This is a genomic window from Dyella sp. 2RAB6 (assembly GCF_052115385.1).
GTDB lineage: Bacteria > Pseudomonadota > Gammaproteobacteria > Xanthomonadales > Rhodanobacteraceae > Dyella_D.
Genome location: NZ_JBFRGP010000023.1, coordinates 18341 through 31532, shown reverse-complemented (window position 1 = coordinate 31532; position 13192 = coordinate 18341). Strand labels below are relative to the sequence as shown.

Sequence of the window (13192 nt, the reverse complement as noted above, 5' to 3'; positions counted from 1 at the left end):
GCATGGGCCAGTTCGCCAGCTATCCCAGCCTGCTCGACCGCCATGTCTTCATCAGCGGCGGCGCCACCGGCATCGGTGCCGCCTTCGTCGAACACTTTGCACGACAGGGCAGCCGCGTCGCCTTCGTCGATATCGATCGCGAACACGGCGAAGCCCTGGCGCAGAGCCTGGCCGGCGAACGCCACGCCCCGCGCTTCCTGTCTTGCGACATCACCGACCTCGATGCCCTGCACGCGGCGATCGCCACCGCGCGCGCGGCGCACGGTCCGGTGGCCGTGCTGCTCAACAACGCCGCCAACGACGTGCGCCACCGCTTCGGCGACACCACCAGCGAGCAGTTCGACCGCAACATCGCGATCAACCTGCGCCATCAGTACTTCGCCACCCAGGCCGTGCTGGCGGACATGCGCGCGCTCGGCGGCGGCTCGGTGATCTGCCTGGGTTCCACCGGCTGGATGAAGAAGAACGCCGGCTATCCGCTGTATGCGATGGCCAAGTCCGCGGTGCATGGCCTGGTCAACGGCCTGGCGCGCGAGCTGGGCCACGAGCGCATCCGCATCAACGCCCTGGTGCCCGGCTGGGTGATCACCGAGAAGCAGCGCCGCCTGTGGCTGGATGCGGCCGGCGAGGAAGAAATCCGGCGCACGCAGTGCCTGCCCGGCTACCTGATGGCCGAAGACCTCGCCCGCGCCGCGCTGTTCCTCGGCGCGGACGACAGCCGCATGTGCACCGGCCAGTCCTTTGTCGTCGACGGCGGCTGGGTATGAGCGCGCGCGTCGTCGATCATCCGGCCAATACGCTGGGCGAAGGCATCCTGTGGTGCGAGCGCGAACAGGCGCTGTACTGGACCGATATCCAGGCCGCCACGCTGTGGCGCCATCGGCTGGCGGATGGCCAGACGCGCCACTGGGACATGCCGGAGCGCCTTGGCTGCCTCGCCCTGTGCGAAGCGGACGGCTGGCTGCTGCTCGGACTCGCTTCGCGCCTGGCGTTCTTCCATCCGGAAGACGACACGCTGCTGCCCATCGTGGACGTGGAACCGGAACTGCCGACGCGCCTCAACGATGGCGGCTGCGACCGCCAGGGCCGCTTCGTGTTCGGCACCTTGCACGAGCCCGCGCCCGGCGAAACACGGCGGGCGATCGGAGCGTTCTATCGCCTCAACGCGGATCTCACGCTGGAGCGGCTCAATCTCCCCGGGGTGGGCATCAGCAACAGCGTCGCCTTCAGTCCCGACGGCCGCACCATGTATTTCTGCGACTCGCCTTCGCGCCTGATCCAGTGCTGCGACTACGGCGAGCAGTGCGGCGAGCCACGTGAGTTTGCACGCGTGGACGACGCGCGCGGCGAGCCGGACGGCTCCGCGGTGGATGCCGCAGGCTTTCTGTGGAACGCACAATGGGGCCTGGGCCGCGTGGTGCGCTACGCAGCGGACGGCCGCATCGACCGCATCGTGGATGTACCAGCCACGCAACCCACGCGCCCCGCCTTCGGCGGCCAGCGCCTGGACACGCTTTACATCACCAGCGCACGCGATGGCTTGTCCACCGAGGCGTTGGCGGCGCAGCCGCTGGCCGGCGCGCTGTTCGCGGCGGACCCCGGCACGACCGGCCTGCCCGAGTCACGTTTCCGCGGAGCGCCGCCCGGTTTCGGCCACTCTTCCTGATCCATTGTCGCCTGATCCAACGTCGCCTGATCCATCGTCGCCCTATCCATCGGCGCTCCATTCTTAACGCCAGCGAGGTCCTCGGTTCCATGAACTCCCAAGCCATCGCCTCACCCACGGCCCACGTCAAGGGCACCGTGATCTATACCTGCGTGCTCGCCGCGCTGGCCGGCCTGATGTTCGGGCTGGACATCGGCGTGATCTCCGGCGCTTCGCAGTTCATCAAGGCGGAGTTCGCCCTCAGCGACCACACCATCGAGTGGATCGTCAGTTCCATGATGTTCGGCGCGGCGTTCGGTGCGCTGGGCGCCGGTTGGCTGTCTTCGCAGCTGGGCCGCAAGCGCTCGCTGATCCTGGGCGCGATCCTGTTCGTGATCGGCTCGCTGCTGTGCGGCCTGGCCTGGTCGCCGGAAACCCTGATCGCCGCTCGCGTGATCCTGGGCCTGGCCATCGGCATCGCCACCTTCACCGCACCGCTGTACCTGGCCGAGGTGGCGCCGGAGCACATCCGCGGCGCGATGATTTCCACCTACCAGTTGATGATCACCATCGGCATCCTGGTGGCCTTCCTCTCCGACACCGCGCTCAGCTATCACGGTGCATGGCGCTGGATGCTCGGCGTGATCGCGATTCCCGGCGCGCTGTTCCTGCTCGGCGTGCTCGGCCTGCCGGACAGCCCGCGCTGGCTGATGATGCGCGGCCGCCGCGACGAGGCGATCGAGGTGCTGCGCCGCCTGCGCGGCGACGAAGTAGTGGTGGCGCGCGAAGCCGCCGACATCGAGGAACAACTCAAAACCCCGCAGCGCGGCTGGGACCTGTTCGCGGAGAACCGCAACTTCCGCCGCTCGGTCTACCTGGGCGCCCTGCTGCAGCTGATGCAGCAATTCACCGGCATGAACGTGGTGATGTACTACGCGCCGCGCATCTTCCAGGAAATGGGCTACGACACGGCCGCGCAGATGTGGTTCACCGCCCTGGTCGGCCTGACCAATGTGCTGGCCACCTTTATCGCCATCGCGCTGATCGACCGCTGGGGCCGCAAGCCCATCCTCTATACCGGCTTCACCGTGATGGCGATCGGCCTGGGCGTGGTCGGCGTGCTGATGAACGGCGGCATCACCGGCCAGACCGAGCAGTACACCTGCGTGGCGATGCTGCTGTTCTTCATCGTCGGCTTCGCCATGTCGGCCGGCCCGCTGGTGTGGACGCTGTGCTCGGAGATCCAGCCGCTGAAAGGCCGCGACTTCGGCATCGGCGTCTCGACCTTCACCAACTGGATCACCAACATGGTGGTCGGCTTCACCTTCCTCAGCCTGCTCAACAGCATCGGCAATGCCTCGACGTTCTGGCTGTATGCCGCGCTCAATGCGGTGTTCATCGGACTGACGTTCTGGCTGGTGCCGGAGACGAAGGGCGTGACGCTGGAGCAGATCGAGCGGAATCTGCTGGCTGGAAAGAAGCTGCGCGATATCGGCCGGTAGTGTCGTGACTAGCCCCTCTCCCACCGGGAGAGGGGTTGGGGTGAGGGTTCGGGCGGAGCGCAAGAGTGATGTGCACTGCTCCGTCCGGACCCTCATCCGGCTGCCGCCACCTTCTCCCGGAGGGAGAAGGATTCCTCCTGGGAACATTGGGCTCATATAACCGCGTTCTGCAATATACAAAGCGAGGCCGGACCCACCGGCCCGTTCATGCCATAACTTTCCAACACGCCACCAACTCATCCGGAGTGAACGTCATGCATCGCATCCGTTCCTGGTGGTCCCGTGTACTCTTCGTGTGCCTGCTCGCCTGCATCGGCAGCGCCCACGCCGCAACCGGCACCGTCCTGCAAGGCAGCACCCTCTACCCCCGCGTCGTACGGCTGGAACACGGCCCTGCCAACACCTACGGCCGCCTCGTCGCCAGCACCAACGGCATCATCTTCCAGAGCAACGACAACGGCGCCAGCTGGAGCCAGCTCGGCTCCGTTCCCACCGTACCGGGCAGCAGCGAGCGCTGCTGCGCCACGCTGTACGAACTGCCGCAGCAGGTAGGTTCGCTGGCGGCCGGCACGCTGATCTCCGCGGGCTCGTATTTCTCCGGCAGCAATCCGGCGGTCGAGGTCTACATCAGCACCAACCAGGGCGTGTCGTGGACCTACCACAGCACACCTGCGCTGGCCGCCGACAACAACCACGGCGGCCTGTGGGAACCGGAATTCAGCGTGGCCAGCGACGGCGCGCTGGTGATGTTCTGGTCCGACGAAACCGATCCATGCTGCAGCCAGAAGCTCGCCCAGATCCGCACCTACAACGGCAGCAGCTGGCAGGACCGGACCGACACCATCCGCAGCACCATCCAGGGCGACCGCCCCGGCATGATCACGGTCAGCAAGCTGCCCAACGGGCATTACTTCATGAGTAACGAGCTGTGCGGCCCGGCCGCCTGCACGGTGTTCTCGCGCAGCTCGACCGACGGCTGGAACTACGGCGACCCCACCAACATGGGCAGCCGGGTGCAGACCACGGCAGGCCAGTACCTGGAACACGCGCCGCTCAACCGCTGGAGTCCGTCGGTGCTGTCATCGAACGGCGCGATCCTGCTGGTGGGCCAGGTGATGTACGAGGCCAACGGCAGCGTGTCCGCCTCCAACGGCAAGGTGCTGTTCGTCAACACCAACGTGGATGGCACCGGCAACTGGTACACCATCGCCGCGCCGGTGCAGGTGCCCGGTGCGTACGACAACTACTGCCCCAACTATTCCTCCGCCCTGCTCCCGGCGGCGGACGGCTCCAGCATCCTGGAACTGGCCTCGGACTATCTCAACGGCGGCTGCATCGTGTACTTCGCCAGCGAGCCGTGGAACCGCTTGCCCGGCGACGGCTCGGTCCATGCGTTTCAGAGCGTGCAGGCGCCCGCGCTGTGCCTGGACAACAGCGGCTGGTCCACCGCCAACAACACCAGCGCGGAACTGTGGGACTGCAACAACCTGTCGGTGCAGAACTGGACCGTGCACGCCAAGGGCGGCGGCTGGTTCAGCATCCAGAACCAGGCGACCGGCCTGTGCGTGGACAACACCGGCGGCAGCACGTCGCCGGGCAACCTGGTCACCTTGTGGGGCTGCGCCAACAACGCCAACCAGAACTGGCAGTTCATGGATCTTGGCAACGGCAGCTACAAGCTGATGAACCAGGCTTCGGGCTCGCTGATCCTGGATGACCCGGGCGGTTCCACCACGCACGGTACGCAGCTGCAGCTATGGACCGACAACGGCCTGGCGCCGCAGCAGTGGATTTTGCATTGACCCACCGCCGTAGGTTGGGGTGAGCCGAAGGCGAACCCCAACGTCGCCACGCCGGTAAGCGCGTGGCACGTTGGGGTTCGCTGTGCTCACCCCAACCTACGTCCGGCGCTCGCTTACTGCTCGCTATCCACTTTCACCTCCACCCGCCGGTTCGGCGCCAGGCAGGCGATCAGCTCCGCGCGCTTGCCGTCGGGGCAGTCCTTCACCTGATCCGCCTTGCCATGTCCCTCGGCGCTGATCCGTTCCGCCGGCACGCCCGCACGCACCAGTTCGGCCTTTACCGATTCGGCCCGGCGCTGCGACAACTCCTGGTTGTAGGCAGCGCTGCCCAGACGGTCGGTGTAGCCGTCGATGCGCACCGAACGCAGCTTGTCGCCCTGCCCGCTCAGTTCCGCGGCCAGATCGTCCACCGTACGGCGTCCCGCGGGCGACAGCTCGGACTTGTCGAACGCGAACAGCGCATCGGCCGAAAGCACGCGCGGCTTGCCCGCTGCCGGCGCCACCGGTGCAGGTGCCGCCGGCTTCGGCTCGTCCAGCATTGCCGCGCAGGATTCCGGCTTCCAGTAGAAGCTGCGCGCGAGCTTGTTGTCGTCGAACAGCACCTTGTACTGGCACACCGTGACTTCATCGCTGCCAGGCTTGCGGAAGTTGAACAGGTAGTTCCACTCACGCACGCCCCACACACCTTCGCTGAAGTGCGGGTAGCCGATCAGGTCCGACACCTGCGGCTTGTTGAGGCCCGCCTTTATCTGTCGCAGGTTGGCCAGGTTCGGGAAGGTGCCGCCCTTGTGCATCGGCGTGGTGTCGCCCGGTTCCGGCCACACGAACTGGCCGGCCGTGCCGCCGTCCTTGGCGATGTCGTGGCTGACGTTGCCGCAGGCGGCCAGCGCGAACGCGAACGCGAACGAGGCCAGGGCGAGGTGCTTGAAATAGATACGCATGGATTTGGCTCCTTGAAGATCGCTCATGGTCAGGTTCGCGCTCACCACACCACACCCGCGCCGACACCGGCGCCGGCATCGCCGCGCGAGTTGGTGGTGGCGTTGAGCTTGAACACGTAGCGGCCGCTTTCGGTGATGGTCGACACGCCGACGGCGATGCCGCTCTCCCCGTGGAAGGTGCCCAAGGCCACGGCGGCCGAGCTCTGGTTCGGCTGGTAGGCCTGCGGCAGGCTGGACATCGCCATCGCCGAGGCGATACCCGCGTTGGCACGGTTGCCGATGCGGTTGAGGTCGCGGTCCACCGTCTGGAAGCGCTGGTCCACGTAGTCCTTGGACCAGTTCTTCGCGCTCTGGATGGCGTCGTTGAGCTGGCCGACGTTCACCGCATCGGTGGCGTTGGTGCCGGCCGCGACGTTGGTGACGGTGCGCTCGTGGCCGACCGAACCGACCGATACCGTGTTGGCAGTGTTGGCCACCGAGTTGGCGCCGATCGCCACGCTGTTGTCGCCGGTGGCGGTGGAACCCGCGCCCACCGCGGTGGAATTGCCGCCGGTGGCGGTGGCGTTCTTGGTGTTGTCGACGCTGGTCTGGTAGGTGTTGGTGGTGCCGCCGCCGGGGCCCTGCTGCGGCAGATTGTTGACCGTGCTGGTGAGGTTCTGCAGGCTGGTGTAGAGCTGCTGCAGCGTCTGGTTGGTGGCGTACAGCTGCGAACCGTTGATCGCATCCGTGCTGCTGCCGCTGATGCGGCCCGCCGCCACGTTGGTGAGCGTGCGCTCCGCCCCGAGGCTGCCCACGCTCACCGTCGAACCCGGCGTGGTGCCGGCGAAGTTGTAGGTGGTGCCCGCCAGGGTGGTGCTGGCCGTACCTACCGCCGCATCCGTCTTGGAACCGGCACCGAGCGCCACGCTGCCGGCAAACGCCGCTTGCGTACCCGCACCCAGCGCCATCGCCTGGATGCCGTTGGAGGTGGCATTGGTACCGAGCGCCACGCCATCGGCGAGATTCACCGTGGCGTTCTGCCCGATCGCGGTGCCCCCTGGCGCGGTCTGCTGCACGATCGCGCCGTTGCCGATGCCTACGCCGTTGTCGCCGTTCACCGTGGTCTGCGGGCCGACCGCTACCGACTCCGCACCCGCGGCCAGCGAATCGCTCGCGGTGGAATTGGCGTGGAAGTACTTGATCGGCGTCACCGAGAACGAACTCATCGCGCCCTTCAACTGGCGCAGGCTCACCGCATCCTGGTCCAGCGTACCGTCCGCCACGTTGGTGATCTGGCGGAAGTCGGTGGCGTTGCCCACCGACACCGCGCCGAGCAGGTTGCGGTCGGTGGTGTTGTACGGGATCACATTGGTGCCGACGATGATCGAGCCGGACGCCGGTGCGATCGCCCGATCGGACACCGCACCCGCACCCAGCGCCACACCGCCGAGCACCGACACACCCGTGCCCTGGCCCAGCGCCGTCGCGCGGTCGGCCGTGGCGGTGGCATCGACGCCTGCCGCCATGGCGTTGACCCCCGTGGCACCGTTGTTGGCGTAGTTGCCGCCGTGGGTGCCGTTGTCGTTGACGCTGTAGTAATGCGTGGCGCCGGCGGCGACCACGTTGCTGAGGTTGTCCACCGCCTGGTTGGTGGCGAACAGCTGCGAGCCGTTGATCGCATCGGTGCTGCCGCCGTTGACCTGGCCCGCCGCCACGTTCGTGATCGTGCGCTCGGCACCACCCGCGCCGACGCTCACCGTGCTGGTCGGCGTTGCGCCGGCATAGGTATAGGTCGTGCCGGCGATGGTGCCACTGCCGGTCTGGACCACAGCACCCGTGGCACTGCCCGCGCCCAGGGCCACGTCACCGGCATTGGCGCCCGCGGTCGCGCCGTTGCCGATCGACACCGCATTGGTGGTGGTGGCATTGGACACCGGACCGATCGCCACGCTGTCCGTGCCGGTGGCCTGCGAATCGGCCAGGGTGGAGTTGGCGTGGAAATACTTGATGCCCGCGCCGGTCACCGCACCGCCGATCTGGTTGAAGATCTGCTGCAGCGAGCTGTACGTATTGCCGGCGTAGGTGATGCCGGTATTGATGGTGCCGGTGGTCGGATCGTAGGTGGTGGTGCCGCCGTAGCTGTTGGCGATCGAGTTGCCCAGGTTGGTCACCGTGCTGCCGACGGTGCCGATGGCCTGGTTGGTCTGGAACAGCTGCGAGCCGTTGATCGCATCCGTGCTGCTGCCGCTGATGCGGCCGGCGGCGACGTTGGTGACGGTGCGCTCGTTGCCGACGCTGCCCACGCTTACCGTGCTGGTCGGCGTGGTGCCGGCGAAGGCATAGGTGGTGCCATTGATCACGGTGTTGGCCGTGCCCACCGCCGCGGTCGTGCTCGAACCCGAACCCAGCGCCACGTCGTTGGCGTTGTTCGCCGCCGCCGCATTGCCGAAGGCGACCGCGCCGGCCGCCAGCGCGCTGCTGGCATTGCCCACCGCCACCGAGCCGACACCCTGCGCATTGTTGCCGTTGCCCAGCGCCACCGCGCCATTGCCGTTGGCCGTGTTGTTGGCGCCCATGCCTACCGCACCGGTGCCGGTGACCGTGTTCGGATCGCCGATCGCGACGGCACCGTCGCCATTCACCGTCTGGCCCTCACCGATCGCCACCGCGCCGGTACCGCTCTGCACCTGCGAGTTGTGGCCCATGGCGACCGAACCCACGCCCGCCGCCAGGGTGCCGGGGCCGGAGGCGACGGAGTTGACGCCAGTCGCGCCGTTGTTGGCGTAGTTGGACTGCTGCGTGCCGCCGTCGTTGACGCTGTAGTAGTGGATCGCGTTGGCGACCACGCTGTTGTTCAGCGCGTCCACCGCCTGGTTGGTGGCGTATAGCTGCGAACCGTTGATGGCGTCGGTGCTGCCGCCGTTGATGCGGCCCGCCGCGACGTTGGTGATGGTGCGCTCGGCACCTGGGTTGCCCACGCTGATCGTCGAACCCGGCGTGGTGCCGGCGAATGCGTAGGTGGTACCGGCGATGGTGTAGTTCGCCGTGCCCACCGCCGCCGCCGTTACCGCACCGGCGCCCAGCGCCACGCTGCCGGCGAACGCCGCCTGCGTGCCGGCGCCCAGCGCCATCGCCTGGATGCCGTTGGAGGTGGCATTGGTGCCCAGCGCCACGCCGTCGGCCAGGTTTACCGTGGCGGTCTGGCCGATCGCCGTACCGCCCGGCGCGGTCTGCTGCACGATCGCGCCATTGCCCAGGCCGATGCCGTTGTCGCCGTTCACCGTGGTCTGCGGGCCGATCGCCACCGACTCCGCACCGATCGCGGCCGAGTCGGTCGCGGCGGAGTTGGCGTGGAAGTACTTGATCGGCGTCACCGAGAACGAAGACATCGCGCCCTTCAACTGGCGCAGGCTCACCGCATCCTGGTCCTGCGTGCCGTCCGCCACGTTGGTGATCTGGCGGAAGTCGGTGGCATTGCCCACCGACACCGCGCCGAGCAGGTTGCGGTCGGTGGTGTTGTACGGGATCACATTGGTGCCGACGATGATCGAGCCGGACGCCGGCGCGATCGCACGGTCAGACACGGCCCCCGCGCCCAGCGCCACACCACCGAGTACCGACACGCCCGTGCCCTGGCCCAGCGAGGTGCTGCGATCGGCAGCGGCGGTGGCACCGACGCCGGCCGCCAGCGCATTGATGCCGGTGGCGCCGTTGTTGGCGTAGTTGCCGCCCTGCGTGCTGTTGTCGTTGACGCTGTAGTAATGCGTGGCGCCGGCGGCAACCACATTGCTGAGGTTGTCCACCGCCTGGTTGGTGGCATATAGCTGCGAGCCGTTGATCGCATCGGTGCTGTTCTGTCCGATGCGGCCAGCGGCGACATTGGTGATGGTGCGCTCGGCCCCGCCAGCACCGACGCTCACCGTGCTGCCCGGCGTGGTGCCGGCGAAGCTATAAGTGGTGCCGGCAATCGTGTAGCTGGCCGTACCCACCGCCGCGGTCGTGGTCGAACCGGAACCCAGCGCCACATCCTTGGCGTTGCTGGCTGTCGCTCCATCGCCGAACGCCACCGCACCGGCCGCCTGCGCGGCGCTGGCATTGCCCAGCGCCACGGAGCCGACGCCTTGTGCGTTGTTGCCGTTGCCGATCGCCACGGCGCCGTTGCCATTGGACGTGTTGTTGGAACCGACCGTGACGGCGCCGGTGCCGGTAGCCGAATTCGGATCGCCGATCGCCACCGCGCCATTGCCGTTGACGGTCTGGCCTTCGCCTAGCGCGACCGCACCGATACCGCCGAGCACCTGCGAGTTATGGCCGCCGGCGATAGAGCCAACGCCAGCTGCCGCTGCCACTGTGCTCGTATCGCCGAAGGCCACCGTGGATACAGCCAGCGCCTGCGAACCGCTACCGATGGCTGTCGCTCTGTCGGCGCCAGCCTTCGCCTGGTTGCCGACCACCGTCGCCGCCACTCCACTGGCGGTGGATTGGGGGCCTACGGCCAGCGATTGCTGCCCCGTGGCAGCGGCTCCAGGCCCCAGCGCGGCACTAAGTTGCGCGGTCGCTCTCGAAGAAACTCCGACAGCGACCGAATTCAGTCCACTGGCCCCAGCGTCGATGCCGAGAGCCGTGGAATTTTGCGCACTGGCAACCGAACGAGCGCCAATCGCCGAGCCACCAAGCCCCGCCGAGGCGGTACTGCCCAGCGCTAATCCCTCATTGGCAGTAGCTGTCGCCTGTGAGCCGATGGCCACGGCCGCTCCTCCCGCAGCGCTGGCACCCACGCCTGCTGCGAGCGAGTTGAGCCCGGACGCACCGTTATTGAGGTAGTTGCCGCCCTGCGTGCCTCCATCGTTGACGCTGTAGTAGTGAACCGGCGCGGCCGTGGTCGCGATGGCATTCACCGCCTGCGTCACCGCATAGAGCTGCGAGCCGTTGATCGCATCCGTGCTGCTCTGCGCGATGCGGCCGGCGGCCAGGTTGGTGATGGTGCGCTCCGTGTTCAGCGCACCGACGCTCACCGTGCTGGTCGGCGCGACACCGGAGAAGTTATAGCTGGTGCCCGCGATGGTGTAGCTCGAGGTCGCTACAGCCGCGGCCGTGGTCGAGCCGGAACCCAGCGCAACGTCCTTGGCATTGTTGGCCGCCGCCCCATCGCCGAACGCCACCGCGCCGGCCGCCAGCGCCTTGCTGGTATTGCCCAGCGCCACCGAGCCCTGGCCGATCGCCTGGTTGGAATTACCGATCGCCACGGCACCGGCCGCCGCCGTGGTGCCGGCGGCATCTCCCGCGGCGACGTTGTTCGCGCCCATCGTCACGGCGCCGGTGCCATTGGAGGTGTTCGGATCGCCGATCGCCACTGCGCCGTTGCCGGTGGCCTTCTGGCCCTCGCCCAGGGCAACCGCGCCGGTACCGGCCGTCACCTGCGAGTTGTGGCCGCCGGCGATGGAGCCGGTGCCTGCACCGGCGGCCACCGTGCTCGTATCACCGAAGGCCACCGCCGATGCCGCCGAGGCCTTTGAGCCATTGCCCAGCGCCAATGCATTGGCTGCAGCTGCCACGGCCGCATTGCCGAATGCAGACGCGTTCGTCCCCGTTGCACTGGAGCCCTGGCCGATCGCGGTCGAGAACTGAGCGCTGGCAGTGACATTGGGGCCGACCGCGACGGAGCCGACGCCGGACGCGGTGACGGTGTTGCCCAGAGCGAGCGCCGAGCTGGCCGTCGCATTGGCGTTCTGACCGATGGCGCTGCTGCCAGTCGCGGTCACCGAGCTGAGAGTTCCGATGGCGATGCCATTGCCTGCGGTGGCGGAGACGGATGCGCCCGCGGAAATATTGCTGCCACCGCCGATCGCGATGGAACCCAGTCCAGCAGCCTTGGCGGCACTCGCGGCTGTGGAATTTCCTCCAATGGCAAGCGAGCTGGTGTTGCTCGACACGGTATTCGCGCCGATCGCGAGCGCGGCGTCACCGCTGGCGTTGGCGGCGGCGCCAAATGCCACAGCTCGTGCGGCACTCGCAACGCTGTTGTAGCCGATGGCGGTCGCCTGCGTCTGGCTCGCATTGGCCTGCAGGCCCATGCCGATGGTGTAGGTGGCTGAAGCGGACACGTCCGTACCGATGGCGATAGCCGATTCAGCCGATGCGCCCGTACCCACGGTGCGCGCGCCAAGATAAACCGCATTGAGCGCTGTTGCATAAGCTTGCCAGCCAGCGGCGGTCGCGTGAGTGGCGGTGCTTTGCGAAGAGAGGCCGACCGCCGTTGCGCCGTCAGCCGAGGCTTTGCTGGAGGCGCCCAGCGCAGTGGCCTGGCCCGTACTTGCTGCGGCGCCCGAACCAAGAGCAACGGCATTGATGGCGCCGGTTGCGCTGGCCGATGGACCGATCGCCACGCTGTTGCCGGAATTGGCATCGACGGAACTGAGCGCACCGATCGCGACTGCATTGCCGCCTACGGCTTTCGAGACCGTACCGATGGCGACGCCGCTTGCGCCAGAGGCAGTGACGTCCTGACCGATAGCGATCGCGCTGTTGGCAAGCGCACCGGTGCCGGCCGCCGTCCGCGCCCCCAGATAAATGGAATTGACGCCGGTCGTATAGGCCTGGAAACCGAGAGAAATGCTGTTCTGAGCGGCAGCATGGGGGTTATAGCCCACCGCCAGGGCGCCCAGCACGTCAGCGTGCGCAAGCGCCCCGAGGGCAGTGGCGCCGACACCGCTGGCCGCGGACTGCAGACCCATGCATGAAGCCGTGCTGTTGTAGGCGTTGTAAGGCGCCCCGGTGCAATCCACCGACTGCGCATGCGCCGGCAACACCCACGCCGCCCCGCCGAAGGCCGCCAGCCCAAGCAAGAGACCCGCACCCATTCCGCGCCGCGATCGATGGCGCACCGCGCCCTGCGCGCTTCCACCGGGTTGGCTTGCTGCCAGCTCCGACACCACCACGAGCTGCTGCAGCGCGCGGTTCCAGACCTTGCCGTAAATCTTGTTCATGACGATCTCCTTGCATGGGGCAGATGCAGATCTAAGGAGGCGCGCGGATCCGGCGACGCGGGCACGCAAAGACCCGGGGCGCGTAACCTCGACTCGGTTACGCGCCGTCAGAGCGCTTGCGGCGCACGTGCTTGGGTTTTCTCCGCGGCCCGTGTACTTAAAGGCGTTCGCTTAAAACGCGAACGTCATGACGACGGCGCCCGGGGCATGGCCCGGGTCAGGCGCTCATAAGCGCGGAGGCGGCACGGGGCCGCGACATAGTCGGATGAGAATCCCCTGGATCGGCGGGCGCTGGAGTCGCTTGGGCTCGACCAACGTCATTGTCGACTACTCCTGT

Annotated in this window: 6 protein-coding genes; 4 read left to right on the top strand and 2 right to left on the bottom strand. The window is 67.5% G+C overall.

The annotated features are described in order from the left end of the window. Positions 1-2 precede the first annotated feature (2 nt). From AB4083_RS20455 to AB4083_RS20440, 4 genes are all read left to right on the top strand, one after another. Positions 3-767, top strand: coding sequence for an SDR family NAD(P)-dependent oxidoreductase (locus AB4083_RS20455; protein ID WP_441610352.1), 765 nt, complete (start codon positions 3-5; stop codon positions 765-767). Next, complete coding sequence (locus AB4083_RS20450; RefSeq protein ID WP_441610351.1) at positions 764-1666, top strand: SMP-30/gluconolactonase/LRE family protein; 903 nt, start codon at positions 764-766, stop codon at positions 1664-1666. The genes AB4083_RS20455 and AB4083_RS20450 overlap by 4 nt, the downstream gene beginning before the upstream one ends. Before the next feature lie 89 nt (positions 1667-1755). Beyond that, positions 1756-3147, top strand: a complete 1392-nt coding sequence (locus AB4083_RS20445) for a sugar porter family MFS transporter (protein ID WP_441610350.1) — start codon at positions 1756-1758, stop codon at positions 3145-3147. Positions 3148-3401: 254 nt separating this feature from the next. Then, positions 3402-4949, top strand: coding sequence for an RICIN domain-containing protein (locus AB4083_RS20440; RefSeq protein WP_441610349.1), 1548 nt, complete (start codon positions 3402-3404; stop codon positions 4947-4949). Between the two features lie 113 nt (positions 4950-5062). On the opposite strand, the gene AB4083_RS20435 is transcribed toward AB4083_RS20440, so the two are convergent. Both AB4083_RS20435 and AB4083_RS20430 read right to left on the bottom strand, forming a co-directional pair. Further along, positions 5063-5890: an OmpA family protein gene (locus tag AB4083_RS20435; protein WP_441610348.1), complete on the bottom strand. Its 828-nt coding sequence runs from the start codon at positions 5888-5890 to the stop codon at positions 5063-5065. A gap of 41 nt (positions 5891-5931) precedes the next feature. Continuing rightward, a complete protein-coding gene (locus AB4083_RS20430) occupies positions 5932-12855 on the bottom strand; it encodes an ESPR-type extended signal peptide-containing protein (protein ID WP_441610347.1) in 6924 nt (2307 codons plus the stop codon). Positions 12856-13192: the final 337 nt, after the last annotated feature.